The 19,430-nt window shown below is 64.9% G+C and carries 14 protein-coding genes and 2 tRNA genes; 2 read left to right on the top strand and 14 right to left on the bottom strand.

What is annotated here, in order from left to right; all coding sequences use genetic code 11:
* Positions 1 to 57 precede the first annotated feature (57 nt).
* The 5 genes from J7357_RS02025 to uvrB all read right to left on the bottom strand — a co-directional run bounded on the left by J7357_RS02025 (position 58) and on the right by uvrB (position 5,431).
* On the bottom strand, positions 58 to 480 hold the full coding sequence (locus J7357_RS02025; protein ID WP_040901574.1) for a hypothetical protein: 423 nt from the start codon (positions 478 to 480) through the stop codon (positions 58 to 60).
* A gap of 407 nt (positions 481 to 887) precedes the next feature.
* Positions 888 to 2,561 carry a type IV secretory system conjugative DNA transfer family protein gene (locus J7357_RS02020; RefSeq protein ID WP_209244500.1) on the bottom strand — a complete coding sequence of 558 codons (1,674 nt, stop codon included), beginning with the start codon at positions 2,559 to 2,561 and terminating at the stop codon, positions 888 to 890.
* A 250-nt stretch (positions 2,562 to 2,811) separates the two neighbouring features.
* Positions 2,812 to 3,069 (bottom strand): hypothetical protein, encoded by a 258-nt coding sequence (locus J7357_RS02015; protein ID WP_209244499.1) that lies wholly within the window; start codon positions 3,067 to 3,069, stop codon positions 2,812 to 2,814.
* 158 nt (positions 3,070 to 3,227) lie between these two features.
* Positions 3,228 to 3,302 (bottom strand) — tRNA-Val (locus J7357_RS02010).
* 98 nt (positions 3,303 to 3,400) lie between these two features.
* Positions 3,401 to 5,431 (bottom strand): excinuclease ABC subunit UvrB, encoded by a 2,031-nt coding sequence (gene uvrB, locus J7357_RS02005; RefSeq protein WP_209244497.1) that lies wholly within the window; start codon positions 5,429 to 5,431, stop codon positions 3,401 to 3,403.
* A 134-nt stretch (positions 5,432 to 5,565) separates the two neighbouring features.
* On the opposite strand from uvrB, the gene J7357_RS02000 reads away from it, so the two are divergent.
* Positions 5,566 to 6,102: a Tfp pilus assembly protein FimT/FimU gene (locus tag J7357_RS02000; protein WP_209244495.1), complete on the top strand. Its 537-nt coding sequence runs from the start codon at positions 5,566 to 5,568 to the stop codon at positions 6,100 to 6,102.
* A gap of 44 nt (positions 6,103 to 6,146) precedes the next feature.
* Here the strand turns inward: J7357_RS02000 and J7357_RS01995 are convergent.
* The 7 genes from J7357_RS01995 to J7357_RS01965 form a co-directional block, all read right to left on the bottom strand.
* Positions 6,147 to 6,223 (bottom strand) — tRNA-Asn (locus J7357_RS01995).
* A 90-nt stretch (positions 6,224 to 6,313) separates the two neighbouring features.
* Positions 6,314 to 6,733: a type IV pilin protein gene (locus J7357_RS01990; RefSeq protein ID WP_209244488.1), complete on the bottom strand. Its 420-nt coding sequence runs from the start codon at positions 6,731 to 6,733 to the stop codon at positions 6,314 to 6,316.
* On the bottom strand, positions 6,733 to 10,506 hold the full coding sequence (locus J7357_RS01985) for a pilus assembly protein (protein ID WP_209244486.1): 3,774 nt from the start codon (positions 10,504 to 10,506) through the stop codon (positions 6,733 to 6,735). The genes J7357_RS01990 and J7357_RS01985 overlap by 1 nt, the downstream gene beginning before the upstream one ends.
* A 10-nt stretch (positions 10,507 to 10,516) precedes the next feature.
* The gene (locus J7357_RS01980) at positions 10,517 to 11,095 is read right to left on the bottom strand and encodes a PilX N-terminal domain-containing pilus assembly protein (RefSeq protein WP_010342103.1); all 579 of its coding nucleotides are present in this window, start codon (positions 11,093 to 11,095) and stop codon (positions 10,517 to 10,519) included.
* Positions 11,092 to 12,057 carry a PilW family protein gene (locus tag J7357_RS01975; protein WP_209244484.1) on the bottom strand — a complete coding sequence of 322 codons (966 nt, stop codon included), beginning with the start codon at positions 12,055 to 12,057 and terminating at the stop codon, positions 11,092 to 11,094. The genes J7357_RS01980 and J7357_RS01975 overlap by 4 nt, the downstream gene beginning before the upstream one ends.
* Positions 12,054 to 12,530, bottom strand: a complete 477-nt coding sequence (gene pilV / locus J7357_RS01970) for a type IV pilus modification protein PilV (RefSeq protein WP_209244482.1) — start codon at positions 12,528 to 12,530, stop codon at positions 12,054 to 12,056. The genes J7357_RS01975 and pilV overlap by 4 nt, the downstream gene beginning before the upstream one ends.
* 25 nt (positions 12,531 to 12,555) lie before the next feature.
* Positions 12,556 to 13,050, bottom strand: coding sequence for a GspH/FimT family pseudopilin (locus tag J7357_RS01965; RefSeq protein ID WP_244667179.1), 495 nt, complete (start codon positions 13,048 to 13,050; stop codon positions 12,556 to 12,558).
* Between the two features lie 228 nt (positions 13,051 to 13,278).
* Between J7357_RS01965 and J7357_RS01960 the strand changes: the two genes are divergently transcribed.
* Positions 13,279 to 14,316, top strand: coding sequence for a histidine kinase (locus J7357_RS01960; RefSeq protein ID WP_209244479.1), 1,038 nt, complete (start codon positions 13,279 to 13,281; stop codon positions 14,314 to 14,316).
* On the opposite strand, the gene ppnN is transcribed toward J7357_RS01960, so the two are convergent.
* Together ppnN and J7357_RS01950 are read right to left on the bottom strand one after the other, a co-directional pair.
* Positions 14,306 to 15,694, bottom strand: a complete 1,389-nt coding sequence (gene ppnN, locus J7357_RS01955; protein ID WP_209244477.1) for a nucleotide 5'-monophosphate nucleosidase PpnN — start codon at positions 15,692 to 15,694, stop codon at positions 14,306 to 14,308. The two genes, J7357_RS01960 and ppnN, sit on opposite strands and share 11 nt — an antisense overlap.
* 109 nt (positions 15,695 to 15,803) lie before the next feature.
* Complete coding sequence (locus J7357_RS01950) at positions 15,804 to 19,025, bottom strand: TonB-dependent receptor (protein WP_209244882.1); 3,222 nt, start codon at positions 19,023 to 19,025, stop codon at positions 15,804 to 15,806.
* Positions 19,026 to 19,430 lie beyond the last annotated feature (405 nt).

Here is a 19,430-nt window from a genome sequence, read left to right as displayed (position 1 = left end):
ACTTCACCAGGTTCGTAATATGGCTGCCGGCGCGCAACGTGCGCACCGGCGGTGACGTCACTTCGCGCTGTCGCTGGTCGCCGGCGTACCGCTCACCGACGACGACGGCTGCACCAGGATGCGATTGCCCGCAGCGGTCACGCTCAGACCTTCCTGCGCATAGACCACGCTCAGCTCGGCGACTGCCTGCTGGATGCTGGTGGTATTGATCTTGGCGACCGGCGCATACAGCGTGTAGTCGGACTGGATGCCGTAGGACAGCTGCATGTTCGAATCCTTGGCCCAGCGCTCGAGCATCGTCTTCAGCGTGCCGTCCATCGGAATCGCCTGGTACACGTACGACGAGTAGAGCGGGATCTCCATGGTCGACTCGGAGAAACGGTTGACCGGCTTCCATTTGCCGCGAAAGTCGGGCGCGGGCCTGGTTGCACAGGCGCTCAACAGCGCGACGGCACTCAACGTAGCGATCAGCCGAAACATATGCGTTCTTTTCACGCGAGCCTCTGAATTGCGGAAACGTGTAGAGAGCGGGCGGCGCGCAGGCGGCCCACTGCTGGATGGCGGAATTCGACGCAACGACGCGACACAGGCGCCGCAAGAAGGAAGCTGCCGGGAACGGCACGGACACGGATCCGCGGCAGGCAACGGGATGCTCCCGAGGCCGCGCGATCGGCGCCGAAGAGAACGGAATTTGACAACAAACCTTCCATGTCACCCCTTACGTGCGCCTGTTCGGCCCACGCCCCTGTTCCTGTTTCTGTTTCTGTTACCAACGCATCGCCATACTCGCGAGAATGTGCCGGAGGGGCATGCTCACGTCAAGCATTTGGCAAAAAAACGTTCAAATGATAAATGCGCCCAAAAAATAAGTGTTTTTCGTCACACTTTTAAATCGAGAGCGTCGGAATGTCGACTTTCGGCCGCAGTCGCGCGGTGAAGTGGCGATCCTTGTAATACTTGATCTTGTCGCACTTCACTGGGTGCGGAATGCCCTCGTACAAGAACACCTCTTGATCGTTGCCCATCGCCTTCAACTCCTGCGGCAGCATCAGCGCCCGCTTCTCCTCCGACACGCTCCGGGTCACATCCTTGCCGCGCGTGACGTTCTTCTTGCGGAAGGTGGTGTAGCCGAGCATCTCCGAGTAGTCGTTTGCATCCTGCTGCTCGCGCGGAGCGTAGAGAATCTGCAGTGCATGATTCGTGATGATGGTCCGCGAGATGTCCTTGCCATAGGTGGCATCGAGCTGGGCCATGCTCTGGATGATCGGCAGAAGGCGGACATTGTAGCCAGCCATATATGACACTGCCGAGGCGATGATGTCGACCTTGCCGATCGCGGTGAACTCGTCCATCAGCAGCAGGCACTGGTACTTCAGCGCCGGATTGCTCTTGGGCAGTTCCTTGGTGTTGAGGTTGATGATCTGGCTGAAGAACAGGTTGATGATCAGGCGGCTTTCGGCCAGCTTGTTGGGCTGGATACCGATGTAGATGGTCATCTTCTTCTTGCGCAGGTCGGTGAGCAGGAAGTCGTTGTCGCTGGTGGCCGCATCCAGCACCGGGTTGATCCAGGCGTTGAGCGGCTCCTTGAGCGTGCCCATGATCGAGGCGAAGGTCTCGTCCGCCTGCGACAGCAGGTTGGAGAACGCCGACTTGGCATTGCCGCTGAGGAAGCGCCGCTCCGACAGCGACTTCAGGTACTTCTTCAGGTCGGTGCCGTCGCCGGACGACAGGCGGTAGATCGCGCCCAGCGTCGGCGTGCCGAGACCGCCGGGGAAGCCGATGTTGCGCTCGTCGTCCCAGTTCTCGAACAGGTACAGCGAGAATGCCATGAACGCGTTGCGCGCCTGGCTGACCCAGAACTTCTGGTCGTCCGAGCCGTCCGGGTACAGCATGGCGGCGATGCTCATCAGGTCCGACACCCGGAACGCCGGGTCGTCGGAGACGTAGCTGAGCGGGTTCCAGCGATGGGTGCGGCGGTCCTCGGCGAACGGATTGAACAGGAACACCTCCTGGCCCTGGCTGGCGCGCCAGCCGCTGGTCAGGTCGAAGTTCTCCTGTTTGATGTCCAGGACCACCACCGATTCCTGGTACTCGAGCAGGTTCGGAATGACCACGCCGACACCCTTGCCCGACCGGGTCGGGGCCGCCAGGATCACGAACTGCTGGCCGCTGAGGCGCACCAGCTTGCCGCGGAACTTGCCCACCACGATGCCGTCGCCGCTGGTCTTGAACAGCCCGTGCTTGGACAGGTCGGCCGCACCGGCAAAGCGTGCGTCGCCGTGCAGGCTGCGCTTGGCCGGCTTGAACATCAGCACCAGGATCAGCAGTGCCACCAGGCCGGGCAAGCCGAAGCCGAGGTAGCCGGCCCATTTGATCTTGCCGACGTAGGGAGCCACCTCCGGCAAGCCGATGGCGTGGACGTACTGGTAATAGGTGCCAAGCCCGAACATCCGCGTGTCCAGCTTCAACAGCAGCAGGACCAGGTAGCCGGACAGGAAATAGCCGCAGACGGCCGTGAGCACGACGACGAGCGCCGCCGCAACGAGTTTACGATTCGACAAGCCCTATCCTCCCTGATCCATCCTGGCAAATATTCTAGAGCGAGTTCCGTATTTTGAGACGTCCCGTGTCGACAGTCTGCGAGGCGAGCGGGAGTGCCTGGCGCAGGCTCGGCTGGAACGGCTCATCGTTGAAGGGCCGCGTCGCCAAGCAGCCCATGACCACGATGGCACCAGGCGCGCCATGGCTGCGGGTCGCCTTGCCCGCCCGCCTGCGCGGGCGACGCCACGGCCGCGATGCGGGCATTGCGTTTCAGCGACGTTGCCGCGTGCTCGGCCTGTTCCGCGACGGCTTCTTTTCCGCGCTGACAGCGTCCCGATCGCGCTCGACCAGGCTGTCCAGGAAGACCCGCGCCTCGTCCCAGGACATGTCGTGCGGATCGATGCGCGCGCCGCCGTCGGTGGTGACCGCATAGCCGACCACGTTGGCCGGGCTGTATTCCGGCTCCCGGGTCAACGCCACGAGCTGGTAGCGTCCTTTGACTTGCACCGTATGATGGTATTCCACCATGCGCCTGGCCTCCTCGCCTGATCGTCCGCTCGGATGCTAAAGCAAGCCTGGCCGCGCGGCCAGCGCTCTGCTTCCGAGCCGGCCGAGGGCCTCAGTGCAGACACAAAAAAGCCGGCTTGCGCCGGCTTTGTCGTTTCCACGATCGCCTCTTTGCGTCGTGGTGGGCGGTACAGGGTTCGAACCTGTGACCCCTACCATGTCAAGGTAGTGCTCTACCGCTGAGCTAACCGCCCTTCTCTGCCGCGGCGCACCGCTGCAGGGGCGCGAATCTTAGCCCACCTGGCGGACAAGAACAATACCCATCCTCCGATCGGGTACCGCTGCGGCCCGCCTAGCCCACCAGGCTGGCGTCGCGCAGCTTCTTGATCTGGTCGCGGACCCGCGCCGCGTCCTCGAACTCCAGGTCGCGCGCGTGCTGGTACATCTCCTGCTCCAGGGCCTTGAGCCGCGCGGCGATCTCGGCCGGGGCCAGCGTCCGGTAGTCGGCCGGCTCCTCCGCGACCCGGCGCGCCTTGCCCTTGCCTTTGCCCTTGCCCGACTTGGCCTCGGCCGCGTCCTCGCGCGCGCCCTCCAGGATGTCCACGATCGGGCGCGCCACCGACTTCGGGACGATCCCATGCTCCAGGTTGTACTCCACCTGCTTCTCGCGGCGGCGCCCGGTCTCGTCGATCGCGGCCTGCATCGAACGCGTCATCTTGTCCGCATAGAGAATGGCCTTGCCGCGCAGGTTGCGCGCGGCGCGACCGATGGTCTGGATCAGCGAGCCGGTGGAGCGCAGGAAGCCCTCCTTGTCGGCGTCGAGGATCGCGACCAGCGAGACCTCCGGCATGTCCAGGCCTTCGCGCAGCAGGTTGATGCCGACCAGGACGTCGAACTTGCCCAGGCGCAGATCGCGGATGATCTCCACGCGCTCGACCGTGTCAATGTCCGAGTGCAGGTAGCGCACCTTCACCCCGTGCTCGCCGAGGTATTCGGTGAGGTTCTCGGCCATGCGCTTGGTCAGCGTGGTGACCAGGACGCGGTCGCCATCGGCCACGCGCAGGTTGATCTCCGACAGCAGGTCGTCGACCTGGGTCGCGACCGGGCGGATCTCCACTTCCGGGTCGATCAGTCCGGTCGGGCGCACCACCAGCTCGGTGATCTCGCCGGCCGATTCGCGCAATTCGTAGGGGCCCGGCGTGGCCGACACGTAGATGCTGCGCGGCGAGCGCGCCTCCCATTCCTCGAAGCGCAGCGGCCGGTTGTCCAGCGCCGACGGCAGCCGGAAGCCGAATTCCACCAGGGTCTCCTTGCGCGAACGGTCGCCTTTGTACATCGCGCCGATCTGCGGCACGGTGACGTGCGACTCGTCCACCACCAGCAATGCATCCGGCGGCAGGTAGTCGAACAGGGTCGGCGGCGGCTCGCCCGGCGCCTTGCCGGTGAGATGCCGCGAATAGTTCTCGATGCCGTTGCAGAAGCCGACCTCGGCCATCATCTCCAGGTCGAACTGGGTGCGCTGCGCCAGCCGCTGCGCCTCGACCAGCTTGTTCTGCGCGTACAGCTGCTCGAGCCGCTCCTTCAGCTCCAGCTTGATCGTGTCCACCGCGCTGAGCGTGCGTTCGCGGGTGGTGGCGTAGTGGGTCTTGGGGTAGATGGTGTAGCGCTGCAGCTTGCGCAGGGTTTCGCCGGTCAGTGGATCGAACAGGGTCAGTTGCTCGACGTCGCCATCGAACAGCTCGATGCGCAGCGCCTCGCTGTCGGATTCGGCCGGGAACACGTCGATCACCTCGCCGCGCACGCGGAAGCTGCCCCGGTGCAGCTCGTACTCGTTGCGGGTGTACTGCAGGTCGGTCAGGTGACGGATCAGCTGGCGCTGCTCGACATGCTCGCCGATCGACAGGATCAGCCGCAGCGACAGGTAGTCCTCCGGCGCGCCGAGGCCGTAGATCGCCGAGACCGTGGCCACCACCAGCGCATCGCGCCGCGACAGCAGAGTCTTGGTGGCGGCCAGACGCATCTGCTCGATGTGCTCGTTGATCGAACTGTCCTTCTCGATGAAGGTGTCCGAGGACGGCACGTAGGCCTCGGGCTGGTAGTAGTCGTAGTAGCTGACGAAGTACTCGACCGCGTTGTTGGGGAAGAACGCCTTGAACTCGCCGTACAGCTGCGCCGCCAGGGTCTTGTTCGGCGCCATCACCAGGGTGGGCTTCTGGATCGCCTGGACCACGTTGGCGATGGTGTAGGTCTTGCCGGAGCCGGTCACGCCGAGCAGGGTCTGCTTGGACAGGCCGGCCTCGAAGCCGGCCACCAGCTTCTCGATCGCCTGCGGCTGGTCGCCGGCCGGCGAATACGGCGATACGAGTTGGAAACGGTCGGACATGCACAAGCCTCAAGGTGGGGAACGGGGCTGACCCCGCGCCGGGGAGATTTCCTACATGGGAACGCACAACCCCCTCATTCAAGCCCTGCCGTCCCGCCGCGAGACTGGCGACCTCGCACCGGGAGACGACGGACATGCGGAACGCTGCAATCAAAGGCTACACATTGCTCGAGGCCATGATCGTGATGGCCGTGCTCTGCCTGGTCGCCGGCATCGGCCTGCCGGCGTTCCGCGAGCTGCTGGCGAGCCAACGCCTGACGGCGGCGACCCACCAGTTGAGCGCGCATTTCGCCCTGGCGCGCAGCAGCGCCATCAGCTCCGGCGTCCCGGTCAGCGCCTGTCCATCCAACGGGGACGGCAGTTGCCGCGGCGACAGCGACTGGAGCCAGGGCTGGCTGGTGTTCCGCGACCCGGAACGGCAAGGCCAGCCGATCGCGCCGGACAGCATCCTCAGCGAAGGCAGCGCGCCGGGCGCCGGCGAACTGGTACTGCGCTCCAACCAAGGCCGCCCCTCGATCCGCTTCCTGCCCGATGGACGCAGCGCTGGCAGCAATCTGACCGTCAATATCTGCGAGCGCGGCCGGCTACGCGCAGCGGTGGTGGTAAACAACACCGGACGCATCCGCACGCAAAAAGCGACCGAACCGATGCCCTGCCGGACCCCGGACTGACGCGCAAAAGCAAAGGCCGCGATTGCTCGCGGCCTTTGAGGATTTGGCGCCCGAAGTTGGACTCGAACCAACGACCCCCTGATTAACAGTCAAGTGCTCTAACCGGCTGAGCTATTCGGGCGGGGAGGCGCATTGTATAGAGCCCCCATGACAATCGCAAGGGGTGAAGAGCGCGCTTTTCCGACTGTCGCTGCGCCCTACTCCCCTGACCTCACCAGCACGTGCCCTCGCCTGCGCCGGTGGATGTGGTGCGCGCGCCCTTCTGGTCGATGCTGAGCGCGCCGCACTGAGTGTCCTTGGCCAATTGGGGGCCGGTAGGCGTCGCCGTCAACGTGAACGCGTTGGCGGTGGGGGTCCCGGTGAAGTCGACGGTGTAGAACTGCACGGCATCGGTTGCGCATTGCGGCTTGTTCACACCCACATACGTCATGTTGGCCGTGTAGTAACGCTCGATTAGCTGGGCACCTTGCTGGAGGCACACGGAGGCAGCGGAGCGACGCGACTTGACGACATAGGACTGATAGCTCGCAAATGCGATGCCGGCGAGAACACCCACGATCGCCACCACGATCATCAACTCGATGAGGGTGAAACCACGCTGCCGGCGGGCCGGAAAGGACGGGGATCGCATCAGTTGTTCCTCAGGAGTTCGCGCCAGGACACGCGCTTCATGCTGAGCGCGCTGCTGTTGGTACCGAGCGTGATCGTACTCGCGTTGTCCAGTGCGATCTGCATCTGGTTGCCGATGAAGATCGGATTATTGGGACTGCTGTTCAGGCCGATACCGGAGACCGGCACCCCGTTGAGGGTATCGCCGGTGCTCGAGCCGCCGCTACCGTCCAGATCGAAGAAGGACTGCGCCAGCCGTCCGCCGGTGAATGGATTGATCGCCATCACGAAGCCCTTGCCGCTGGGGCTGCAGACATCGCCCGAATCCGGAATGCGCGTGGTGCCGATCAGCGCAGTACCCTGGAAGAAGTTGGAGACCACCATGCGCTCGCCCTGCGGCGTCGTCCCGGGCGGCGACACCAGGTCCATGTACCACCCGTCCTGTCCTGCGCTCGGCTTGTCGTCGATGACTCGGACCGCGTACCCGTTGACCGTGCCCTCCTGCAGGATATTGACCTTGCCCAGCGTGGCGCGCGTCGAGGGAATGGTGCTGCCGCGATCGATCAGGCCGTACCAGCTCTGCACGTCCTTGTTGCCCAGATCGCCGCTGGACAGGTACTTGCCGGTGCCGAAGAACACCCAGGTCAAGCCTGTCGACGGGTCCTTCGCCGCCGTGGGCGCCGCGGTGATCGGCTGCGCCTTGGATGCATAGCTGGCGGAGAACAGCCTGCGCGCGGTACCGCGTGTACCGGACATGTCGAACGCCCACAGATTGCCTGCAAGGTCGCCGGCATACAGGCGATCGACGATGAAATTGTTGTTGGATGACCAAGCCAGCACGCCCGACAAGCCGTTATTGCTGCCGGTTCCTGCAGCAATCTGCGTGGCGGCTCCACCAGAGATATTGACCAGGATGAGGTAGGCAGCATCACTGGTGCTGTTGGGACCATTGCCCAGCATCGCGTACCACTGACCGTCGGCGAGTTGCCCGATGATCGGCTTGCCGAGATTGTTGCCCAGTTGGGTGACATCCGCGGAAGTCTTGTCCCACAGCAGGGAGATGTTGTTGGGATCGGTGACATCGAGTGCGAACATGCCCGTGCCACCACGCCCCATCGTTCCGACCAGCACCGACCGCCAGCTGCCGCCGATGTAGACATCCGAGACGGTGAGTTCGCCGTCCACGTAGTAGCGGTGCTGATAGTTGGGATCGGTGTAGTCGAGCAACCCGGTCATCGCCGCCTTCGGCACGAAGGCGAATTTTTCCGCACCCGTCGTCGCGTCGAACGCATGCAGCATGCCGTCATTGGCGCCGACGTACAGCATCGGTGCACGCTGCGCGTTGCTCGCCGCAAAGCTGGCATAGGCGCTTGCACCGGTGAACGTCGCCGTCGTGTAGAGGCGCGCATTCGGCGAACCGACGTACACAGGCTGCGAATTGACGATGTCGCCCATGATGCCGGTGCGGGTGCGCAGCGTACCGCCGTTGGCCTTTTCCTGCGAACGATCGCCACGCAGGTAGTTGATCTGGTTCTGCGTGGCAGACGACAGCGGCGTCCCGGCCAGCTTGCCGTATGCAAAATTGTCCAGCGTCCCGCCCGAGTTGACGAACTTGATCGTGCGATTGCTCCAGACCGGGAACTGCCCGTTCGCACTCCACGCCTGCGTCAGTGCGCCGGTGGTCTGGTCGACGTCGTACGCCACCACATCGCCACGCCAGCTTCCGCTGTAGAACACCGACTGGTAGGTCCGCGCCCCGGCCTCGAGCTTGGTCGTGTTGCTGGCCAGCGACGCCGCAGACCCCTTCATCTCCTCCAGGATGCGCTCGAATGCTTGGCGCAGGCTGGCCACCATCTTTTCCGCGTCGGCGGCGATGTAGTAGTTGTCCGGCTTCTTGTAGCTGGTGTTGCCATTGACGTAGGAGCTGCCGTCCCACCAGGTGGAGTCTGCCAACGCACTGATGTTCGTCTCCGGATCGTAGCCTTCCGGCACCCGGAAACCACCGTACTTCGCGGTCAGCCAGTATTGATTGGTGTTCGGCGACTTGTAATCGCCGTACTCCACCACGTCGACCCAATGCGTGGACAGGGTCTGCTTGCCAGGCAAGCCGTCGCTGGCGGTGTCGGGACGCAGATCCTTGGTGTGCGCGTCGTAGGCGAGTGCCGCGATGTAGGCGGAATTGCCGTTGCCGTTGAACGAACTGGCGGTCGCGCGGTTCGCCGCATCGGTCGCGTTGAAGCCTTCCTTCCGCCAGATCTGGCGCATGCGCGCCAGCACGTCGACCGACGCGTCACTCGTCACTTCCTGCGGCTTGGTCGGCTCGCCATTGAGATTGCTGGTATTGCCCGGCAGGTTCTTGTCGTAGTGCGTATTGGTATCGCCGATCCCCAGGATCACATTGACCTGGCACTGGTAGGAGATCGGGTCGTTCCAATTGGTGATGACCGGGAAACCGTCGGCCTGCTGATACCTCGTCTGCGCGCTTCCGCTCAGCGCCGAATAGGCGGCGATGTTGCCCTGGTGCTTGAAGTAACGGATCGCGGCGTAGTACAGCTCGCTGACGTCGTCGTACGACTTGACGTTCTTGCCGGTCTTGAGCTGTCCGAACTTGTTGAGGTAGTTGATGACGCCGCTGTTGACGATCTGATAATTGGGATCGCTTCCGATCACCGCAGAGGTCGCCGCCGCATCGGCAGTATCCGGATTCTGGTAGATGACACCGGTCTGCGGGTCCCATTCGCTGGCGGTATTGGCCAGCCGACCCTCATCGGGATTGTAGGTGTAAGGCCCGACGAACTTTTGCTTGGCGCGCAGGATGCCGCTGTCGGCGCCGGCGCCCTGTTGGATGTCGACGTTCTTGTAGCCGAAAATGCTGTAGCGGATCCGCTTGGAATACTGCTGAATCAGGCCTTCGGGCTTGTAGTAGCCGCTGGGGTAGGCGACGCAGTTGTCCTCCAGATATGCGGTGCCCAGGCTGGCATCGCACACCTTGACGCGGATCGCGACCTGGAACGTCAAGGTCGTGTCGCGCACGCAGCCGATGTTAAACGGCGTGTTGCAGGGAGAGCCGTCAGGCTTGAGATAGCTGCCATCCAGCGAATGCTTGCTCGGATCGTAGGGAATCGCATCCGTCGAAGCATTCTGAAGATTGTACGCCGCGAAGTTCATCGTGTGGCCGCGCCCGACCGCCGGTGCGCCCAGGCCATCGATGCGCATGCCGAAATTCTGCCAGCTCGCGGCGGTACCGCCGGCGATGAGCGTGGCGTTGTTACTGATGTAGCGCCGGGGGAAATTGCTGGTTGCATCGCGATCGGCGATCGCCTTCTCGAGAATCGTCTCGGTCGTCGTGTCGCGCACACGATAGCCGCCGGTCAATGCCGAGCGGAACGGGTCGATGGTCTGGGTCGCGGCCCAGTTGAGGAAGTTGCCCGCCCACACGCCCGCGCCACTACAGACGTAGCTGCTCGGATTGTTGCCAAGCACGCTGACCGGATAGAAGTAGCGATCGCTTTCGGTGTCGCTGTAGTGGTACTTGTAGCACTTCTTGGAATCGAAATAGCCGACGAACTTGCTCGACGCCGAATAGGTATCGGACAGGTTCGCCTTGCTGATCACCGTGGGGAATTCCACCGACGGCACGAAGGCCAGGTTGCCCGGCACGTCGCTGCCGACATACAGCGGCGATTGCGAGACGTCCACATCCGCGCCGGCACCGCCGATGGTACCGATGAACAGGCCGGCCACCACCGCAAGGAGCCAGTCCCGGTACGTCGTCTTCTTCGCTCGACTGGTCATAGAGGGCTCCTTACTTGACGGTCACGTTGGTCTGCAGCACGACGATGGCGCGACCATTGGTCGCGGACGGATCGCCGCTGCGGGCGATGACCCGGTAGTATTTTTCCAGGGACGTGCCGCCGGTACCGCCGTACTGGTTCTGATTGATGCTCGAGCCCAGGCCCAATTGATCCTCGCTGGTGCGCTGGCCGAGATACTGGATGTAATACTGCGCAGGCACTGCCTGGCCGGTCGGCGTCACCGTTCCGTTCACCCAGCACTCCTGGGTGCCGAGCGCACAGCCGGACGACGCGTTGCCGGTATAGGTGTTGCTGGGAACCGCCGGGCAAACGATGAGGCCCGACGAACAGTTGAAGCCAACCGTGTTGCCGCCGGCGGCGGCGTTCTGGATGACCTTCTCCGCATCGCGCAAGGCGCCTTCGGCGGCCTGGAAGCCCAGGCTGCGGTCGTACATGTTGGAGGACATGCGCTCCTGCAGCAGCGTCCCGCGCAGCACGGCCAGACCCAGCAGGGTCATCACCAGCAACAGCAGCAGGACGACGATGAGCGAGATGCCGGCTTGCCGGCGGGGCGACGGAGACGTGTTCACGGGTTCCGGTTCCTGATGCTCACGATCGTGCTGAAGGTCCGCGTCACCGGCGGCTTGCCCGCGCCGGCCGCGGTCGTGGAGCTGACGGTCATGCTGACCTGCACCGCGATCACATTGGCCCAGTTGGCCACGGCGTTGGCATCGACATAGGCGGTGCCGCCAGTGGACAGGTACTTGAACTGCAGGCCGGTGACGCCATCGGCGATTTCGTTCGATTGACTCGTCCCGCCCGGCGCGATGACCTGCTGATACAGCGACGTGCCCGTTCCGCCACTGCTGGGCGCGATGTACCAGCGCACCGCCCGCACCTCGGTCAGGATGGAGTTGATCTCGTAGGTGTAGTTGTTCGAGCCGGCGACGCACACGCCCGGCAGGCGCCCGAGCCGGTTGCAGGCATTGAGGCCACCGCTAGAATAGCTGGCGCTGGTGCCGGACACGCTGTTCATCTGCAGCACCGCCAGTTGCTGGCGGTCGCACAGCAGCATGATCGCGTTGCTGTGCAGGTCGGGGGCGGCGGCGTTGAGCGTCAGGGTCTGGGTCGCGGCGTTGTGCGCGGTCACGGTCGCGCCGCCGGTACCGGCGGAAAGGATCTGGATCGCGTCGGTACCCGCGGTGACGGTGAGGTTGGACGGATTGCTGCTCTCGTATCCGGTCAGCGGCAGCGCCCAGTTCGTCCACCAGGTCGCGGTGGGATTGTTCAGCACGTTCGCCACCGGCAGCCCGGAATCGCAGGGGTTGCCGCCGGCCTCGCGGATATCCTGGGCCATCATCTCGAAGCCGGTCCGGGCCGCTTCCTGGATCCGGCTCAAGCCTTCGGTCGCCGTATAGGTCTGGCGGTTGGACAGGAAGATCCCGATCGCCGCGCCGACCACGAGCAGGCCGAGCAGCATCGAGATCATCAACTCGATCAGGTTGAAGCCGGATTGGCGCCGGGGCGGCGCAAGCGTGATGGATGTGTTCACAGCTGGGCCGTCGTGCTCAGGGTCTGGGTCGTGCTGCCGCTGGTGTTGCCGTTCGCACCCACGTTCAGTCCGCGGCTGTCGTCCCATTGCACGGCGATGGTGCAACTGCCGTCGTTGCAGGCGATGGAGCCGCAGGTCGAGGCCGGGTCGCCGCCGATCGCATTCTTCAGGCCGGTGAGCCACATCGCCTTGTCGGACGCGACCAGGTCGCCCGCCGCCGGCACCGTGCACAGCATGCCGGTGGTGTTGTAGGCCCCCAGCATCGCCGCGTTGCGGTTGGCGCGCATCGCATCGAGGATCGTATAGGTCTGCATGACGATCTGGCTGCGCTGCAATGCGCTCTGGTTGTTGCGCAGCGCGGTCGTCTGCATCGCCGCCACCCCGAGCATGCCCACCCCCAGGATCAGCACCGAGATCATGACCTCGATCAGGGTGATGCCTGCCATGTGTCTGCCACTGTCGAACCGCTTCATGCTGTCTCCGCTTGCCGGAACCGGCCTAGCCGGTGGTGGTGCATCTGCCGCCGTCGGACGTCGACGTGACCTGGGTGCGGCTGCCGCCCATCAGGTTGACGCTGCGGACGTTGTCGGATGGATTGGTGACCGCCATGCAGACCACGATGCCCCCCATGACCGGCGTGCCGCTGCTGTTGCGCGCGATGCCGTCGGCGCCGAAGGTCAGTTTGTCGCCCATGGCGTCCAGGGTGTTGCTGGTGACGACCAGGCCGGTCCGCAGCGTGGTGGTGCGCAGCACGGTGCCGTCGCGGGTGACGGTCAGGTAGCGCGTCCAGTTGCCGCCGCTGGCGCAGGTCGCGCCGTCGTCGCTGCGGCACAGGCTGACGCCGCCGTTCAGGCGCACTGCTTCAGAACGCGCCAACTGAACCGAAGCGACCAGTTCGTTGGCGGCACCGGTCAGGCGGCTGCTGCGGATCAGGCCGGTGAAGCTGGGCACCGCGAGCGCCATGATGATGGCCAGCACGGCGATCGTGACCATCAATTCCACCAGCGTGAAACCACGCTGCATCCGCTCGGCAGGGCCACGCACGCAAGGAACCGCCATTGTCTTCCCCAGATTCTCCCGATCGCCACGCTAGCGGCCGGACTGCCCCCGCGCCAGCCATTGCCGACGGATGGCGGATATGGAGGCGTGGACGGACCGTGCGCGGCGCGCCCCCAGCCGGCATGATGCATCTCGGCCCTGCCCCACCCGCCTTCCGCCCCAATGCCTGCCTCCGCCTACTCCAACGACCAGTTGCAGGTCCTCAAGCAACCCTCGACCCTGATCTGGATCGTGATGGCCGGCGAATGCATCGCCGCCATCCTGGCCCTGACCCCGGTCCCGGGCGCGGGCATGGCCGGGAGCCGGTGGGTCTACTTCGGCCTGGCGTCGCTGGGCATCCAGTGGGTCGCACTGCTGACCCTGGCCAGCCTGTTGCTGCTGCGCCGGGCACTGGCCGGACGCGGCTTCCTGTCCATCACCGTGGCCACCCTGGGCCTGATGCAGGCGCTGACCTGGCTGATCAGCGGCGTGATCCTCTATGCCTTCGGCGACTACTGGCAGCTCTCCAGCCGTGCGTGGCTGGCGCTGTCGCTGCAGCTGTCCGGCATCGCCCTGCTGATCGGCCTGCTCGGCATGGCCGCGCTGCACAATCATGTGCGCATCAAGCAACTGGTCGAGCGCGCCAAGCAGGCCGAGATCGACGCGCTGACCGCGCGCGTGCAGCCGCATTTCCTGTTCAACACGCTCAACACTGCGGTGATGCTGGTGCACCGGCAACCGCAGCAGGTGGAACAGCTGCTGATGGACCTGTCGGACCTGTTCCGCGCCGCACTGGCGGCGCCGGACCTGGTCGACCTGCAGGACGAGATCGACCTGGCCCGGCGTTACCTGGACATCGAGGCGATTCGCTTCGGGCCGCGCCTGCGCGTGCACTGGGACATGCCCGAAACACCGGTACCGGTGCGGATTCCGCGGCTGTCGCTGCAGCCGCTGCTGGAAAACGCGGTCCACCACGGCATCGAATGCAGCACCGAGGGCGGCGAGATCGGCATCGCCATCGGCGAGCGCGCCGGCGCCCTGGAGATCCGGGTGCGCAACGCGGTCCCCGGGACCGGTCTGTCGCCGCACATCGGCCGCGGTCACCGCGTGGGGCTGTCGGCGCTGCGTACGCGCCTGGAAAACCTGGAAGGCGCCTCGCTGCAGACCGACAGCGATGGCGCCTGGTTCGTTGCGACGATCCGGATCGGACTCAGGCCATGACCCGGTAGCAAGGCCGGTACTCGCCGGAAATCTTCATCCGGCGCTGCTCGACGAAGGCGCGCAGCAGTTCGTCCAGGGCCTGCATCATGTCCGCGTCGCCATGGATCTCGAACGGGCCGTGCTGCTCGATGCGGCGCATGCCGTCTTCCTTGACGTTGCCGGCGACGATGCCGGAGAAGGCGCGACGCAGGTCCGCCGCCAGCGCGTGCGGCGGGCGGCCATGGTGCAGATCCAGCGCGGCCATCGCCTCGTGGGTCGGCTCGAACGGACGCTGGTATTCCAGCGGGATGTCCACCGACCAGTTGAAGTAGAACGCGTCCTTCTGCTCCTTGCGGTGCGCGCGCACCTGCTGGATGCCGGCCGCCATCTTGCGCGCCACCGCCACCGGGTCGCCGACCACGATCTCGTAGCGCGAGGTCGCCACCTCGCCCAGGGTCAGGCGCAGGAAACGGTCGATCTGCTCGAAGTACGGCGCGGCGATGGTCGGGCCGGTGAGGATCAGCGGGAACGGCAGCGCGCGGTTCTCCTCGCGCAGCAGGATGCCGAGCAGGTACAGGATCTCCTCGGCGGTGCCGACGCCACCCGGGAACACGATGATGCCGTGGCCGATGCGGACGAAGGCCTCCAGGCGCTTCTCGATGTCCGGCATGATCACCAGGTGGTTGACGATCGGGTTCGGCGATTCGGCGGCGATGATGCCCGGCTCGGTCACCCCGATGTAGCGGTTGTCGTGCTTGCGCTGCTTGGCGTGGGCGATGGTGGCGCCCTTCATCGGCCCCTTCATCGCGCCCGGGCCGCAGCCGGTGCAGATGTCCAGCCCGCGCAGGCCCAGCTCGTAGCCGACCTGCTTGGTGTACAGGTACTCGTCGCGCGAGATCGAGTGGCCGCCCCAGCACACCACCAGCTTCGGATCGTTCGGCTGCAGGATGCGCGCATTGCGCAACTGGCCGAACACGGCGTTGGTGATGCCTTCGCTGGACTGCAGGTCGGTGGTCGACTCGGGGCCGAGCTCGATGGCCATGTAGGCCAGGTCGCGGACCACGGCGAACAGCAGCTCGGCCACGCCGTTGATGATCTCGCCGTCGACGAAGGCCATCGCCGGCGCATTGAGCAGATCGATGCGCACGCCGCGGTCGCGCTGCACCACCTGGATGTCGAAGTCGGGATACAGGTCGCGCGCCGCGCGCGGATCGTCCGAGGCGCTGCCGCTGGTCAGCACCGCCAGCGCGCAGCGCCGCAGCAGCTCGTGCAGGCCGCCGCTGGACGCATCGCGCAGGCGCGCCACTTCCACGCGCGAGAGGATGTCCAGGCCGCCGCGCGGGTAGATCCGCGCATCCACTACCGGCAGCGCGCGCGCCGCCGTATTGCTGGTCGTCATATCGAATGTCTTGTCGGTGTCGTCAGCCGGCGACTTTAACGTCAGCCCCCGCAAAAAGAAAACGGCCGGGTCGCCCCGGCCGTTTCCAACGCTTCAGCTTGCGCCGCGATCAGAACTGATAGCGGAAGCCCAGCTGCATGGACCACTGCGAAACACCGATGTTGAAGCCGTCGGCGTCGGCATTGGCGGCCGTGGGCTGGTCGGTGTACAGGGTGTTGTACACGTACTTGCCCTGGTAGATGCCCTGCAGGTTGGCGACGCGGGCATCGGCGTAGAAGCCGTAGTCTTCGATCCGGCCCCACTTCTTGTTCAGCAGGTTGCCCACGTTCTGGATATCCAGCCAGATCTCGGACTTGTGGCCCTTGTAGAAGCCCGGCAGCTGCTGGGTGATGCGCACGTCGAAGGTGTTTATCCAGCCGGAACGGAAGCCGTTGGCCGGGGCGTAGCTGCCGGCGTACTTGGCCAGCTGCGGGTTCCTGGCCAGCCAGTCGAAGAACTGCTGCTGCAGCGCCGGGTTGGCGGTGAACGCACCGGTGCTGCTCAGCGTGCCGAACAGCACGTCGCCCGGGCCCTTCGGCACGTAGAACAGGTCATTGGTGCTGCGGCCGTCGCCGTTGGCGTCGCCGTTGAACACGTAGCTGTACGGACGGCCGCTGCGACCTTCGTAGACCAGGCCCACTCGGGTCTCGTAGTCGCCGAAGAACATGTGCTTCCAGTCAAGCGAACCGGAGATCCGGTCCTTGATCTCGTAGCGCGAGCGGCTCTCGGTTTCCGAGTTGGCGTTGAAGGCGTACTGGTAGCCCCAGCCCGAACTGGCGGTGGAGCTGGTCAGCGGGCCGACTTCGGTGGCGTGGGTATAGGTGTAGCCCAGGGTCCAGGACCAGTCGCCGCCTTCGCTGAACGGCTTGGACAGCGACACGGTGAACTGCTGGGTCTTGCCCTTGTCGGTGTTGTCGATCAGGTAGACGTCGCTGTACGCGCTGTTGCGGTTGTAGCGGTTGTCGCCGGTCGCCCACGGGCGGCCGGTACGGGCCGGGTTCCAGTACAGCGCGCGGCCGTCCGGACCATAGTAGGCCGGGCTCGGATCCTGGCCCGGGCTGTTGACGCGACCGATGTTCAGGCTCTTGTAGTACAGACCATCCTTGACCTTGGTCACCAGCAACTCGGCCGAGGCGACGATGCCGTACCACGGCAGTTCGTGATCCAGGGCGAGGTTGGCCTTGTACAGCGACGGCAGCTTGAAGTCGTTGCCGACGAAGCTCACGCCCTGGGTCGCCGAACCCGGCGTGGTCGGAATCGGCTGGGTGTCCTTGTTGGCGCTGAACGGCAGGGCCGGATTGTAGGTGGTGAAGCTGTAGGCGTTGTAGTTGAAGCCGGTGTTGGAGTAGCTGTTGCCGATCCACACCTGCGGCGCATCGCCCTGGAACAAGCCGACGCCGCCGCGCAGCTGGGTCGGACGGTCGGTGTCGAAGGTGTAGTTGAAGCCGAAGCGCGGCTGGATCAGGAAGTCGCTGTTGAAGATCTTGCTGTTGTCGTAGCCGAAGTAGGCCTGCGCCGCGGCGTTGTAGGTCGGATCCGGACTCACCTGCGGACGGTCGCCGCGCAGGCCCAGGGTCAGGGTCAGGTTGTTGTTGACGTACCAGGTGTCCTGCACGAACAGGCCGAGGTTGCTGTTCTTGTAGTCGGCCGCGATCGAACCCGGGCTACGCTCCTGGTTGAGCTGGTACGAGCTCCAGCGGCCGCTGGCGAAGTTGTCCAGGCCGAAGAAGGTGTACACGCCCCAGCTGTTGCGGCCGTACAGGTTGTAGATGTCGTTGGTGCTGTAGTCGACGCCGAACTTCAGGTTGTGGTTGTCCAGGGTCAGGGTGCCTGCACCGTAGTAGTTCCAGGTCTTGGTGGTGAGGATGTTGCCCTGCGAGTTGGTCTCGGTGCCCAGGTACAGCACGTCGCCGGTCGGGTTGGCGACCGAGCCGTCGAAGTACACGGCGATGCTCGGCGCATTGGTCGGCACCACGCGGATCGCGGAGTAGTCGCGGTAGGACACCTTGAACTCGGTGGAGAAGTTCTCGGACCAGTCGCTGAACAGCTGGCCGACATAGCTCTCGACCGACTTCTCGTGCTGGTACCAGTACGAGCTCAGCGAGGCCTGGCTGGAGCTGCCGGCGCCGTTGATGCGCAGCTTGCTCTGGTCGAGCTTGCTGTAGCGCAAGCTGGCGCGGTGGTTGTCGCTGATGTTCCAGTCGAGCTTGAGCGCGTATTCCTTCAGGTCGGTGTTGCCGTCGCTGTCCAGGCCGCCGGCATCGAAGCCGTAGTTCTTGGCGATCTGCTGGGCGCGGGTCACGTCGGCCATGCCGTACTTGGCGTTGGCCTTGCCCAGCGCGGTGCTGCCGAGGTCGACACCCGGCGCGTCCTGCTGGAACTTCTCGTAGTTGGCGAAGAAGAACAGCTTGTCCTTGACGATCGGGCCGCCGAAGGTCGCGCCGTAGGTCTTCTCCTTGGTGAAGCCGTTGAACTTGGTGCCGTCCGGGTTGTCGCCGAACCAGTCGCCATCGCGATAGCTGCCGTACACCGAACCGTGGAACTCGTTGGTGCCCGACTTGGTCACCGCATTGACGGTGGCGCCGGCGGCGCTGGCGATGCTGACGTCGTAGTTGGACAGGTTGACGTCGATGGCTTCGATGGCTTCCATCGACACCGGCTGACGCCGGGTGGTCATGTTGTTGCCTTCCAGGCCGAAGGTGTCGCTGGCCGAGACGCCGTCGATGTTGATCGAGTTGTAGCGCGGATTCAGGCCGCCGGCGCTGATCGTGCCGGAGGCGCGATCGACGAAGGCCACGCGCGGATCCAGACGCATGTAGTCCTGGATGTTGCCGTTGATCGACGGCAGCGCTTCGATCTGCTCGCGACCGATATTGGTGCCCGAGCCCGTCTTGGTGGCGCTGAACACTTCCGAGCCGGTGGCCACGGCGACGGCATTGACCGTCTCCAGGGTGGTCGGCGCGGCCATGTCGCCGGTCAGGTCGGCATTGATGGTGGCGTTCTGGTTGACGCTCAGGTACACGCCGTCTTCGGTCTTGGTGCCGTCGCCCGACTTGGTGATGGTGATGCTGTACGGGCCGCCGACGCGCAGGCCGCGTGCGTTGTAGCGACCGGCGGCATCGGTGGTGGCGCGGCTGACCGTGCCCGACTCGACGTGGGTGATGGTCACCTCGGCGCCGGCGACCGGCTGGCCGCCATGGGTCACCACGCCGCCGACACCGGCGGAGGTGCTCTGGGCGAACACCGGCGCCGCGGCCAGCGCCGCAACGAGGCCCAGGGTGAGCTTGGACATCCGCAGACGGGGTTGAATCATTGCAATAGCCTCGATGGAGTTTGACGAAATGCGCATGGCAGTGCCGCGCGAGTTCGGGCGCACGGCCGCGGGATGGGGGCTGGTCACCCTTGCCGATTCCCCGCAAGGGTTAACATGAGTTTAACACCATAGGGCCAATTTGTTGCCGAAACGTGACAACCGGGCACAAATGGACATGACTTGCCATGGATCCCAGTTTTTTGACTGCATCCGGTCATGCCATGGCACAGGCGCGCATGGGCTTGCCGCCCGCCAGGCCGCCGTGCGCGGCAGCTGGGCCGAGCGTGGCGCCGGGACGCCAGCAGTGCGCTGACCGGAGCGGCCCCCACTCTCCAGCTCCCCAGGCGTCGGCGGCGCGGTGGCGTCAGTTCCGCCCTGCTCCCG

It is taken from the genome of Xanthomonas sp. D-109, assembly GCF_017746095.1.
In the GTDB taxonomy this organism is placed as follows: Bacteria; Pseudomonadota; Gammaproteobacteria; order Xanthomonadales; family Xanthomonadaceae; genus Xanthomonas_A; species Xanthomonas_A sacchari.
The sequence above is the reverse complement of the archived record's forward strand: the minus strand, read 5'-3'. Positions and strand labels throughout refer to the sequence as shown.

Excerpts from the sequence above, each read along its gene's own strand:
- uvrB (WP_209244497.1), bottom strand. The coding sequence starts at position 5,431 with ATGTCCGACCGTTTCCAACTCGTATCGCCGTATTCGCCGGCCGGCGAC.
- J7357_RS02025 (WP_040901574.1), bottom strand. The coding sequence starts at position 480 with ATGTTTCGGCTGATCGCTACGTTGAGTGCCGTCGCGCTGTTGAGCGCC.
- J7357_RS02000 (WP_209244495.1), top strand. The coding sequence starts at position 5,566 with ATGCGGAACGCTGCAATCAAAGGCTACACATTGCTCGAGGCCATGATC.
- ppnN (WP_209244477.1), bottom strand. The coding sequence starts at position 15,694 with ATGACGACCAGCAATACGGCGGCGCGCGCGCTGCCGGTAGTGGATGCG.
- J7357_RS01985 (WP_209244486.1), bottom strand. The coding sequence starts at position 10,506 with ATGACCAGTCGAGCGAAGAAGACGACGTACCGGGACTGGCTCCTTGCG.
- pilV (WP_209244482.1), bottom strand. The coding sequence starts at position 12,530 with ATGAAGCGGTTCGACAGTGGCAGACACATGGCAGGCATCACCCTGATC.
- J7357_RS01960 (WP_209244479.1), top strand. The coding sequence starts at position 13,279 with ATGCCTGCCTCCGCCTACTCCAACGACCAGTTGCAGGTCCTCAAGCAA.
- J7357_RS01965 (WP_244667179.1), bottom strand. The coding sequence starts at position 13,050 with ATGGTCACGATCGCCGTGCTGGCCATCATCATGGCGCTCGCGGTGCCC.
- J7357_RS01990 (WP_209244488.1), bottom strand. The coding sequence starts at position 6,733 with ATGCGATCCCCGTCCTTTCCGGCCCGCCGGCAGCGTGGTTTCACCCTC.
- J7357_RS01950 (WP_209244882.1), bottom strand. The coding sequence starts at position 19,025 with ATGTCCAAGCTCACCCTGGGCCTCGTTGCGGCGCTGGCCGCGGCGCCG.
- J7357_RS02015 (WP_209244499.1), bottom strand. The coding sequence starts at position 3,069 with ATGGTGGAATACCATCATACGGTGCAAGTCAAAGGACGCTACCAGCTC.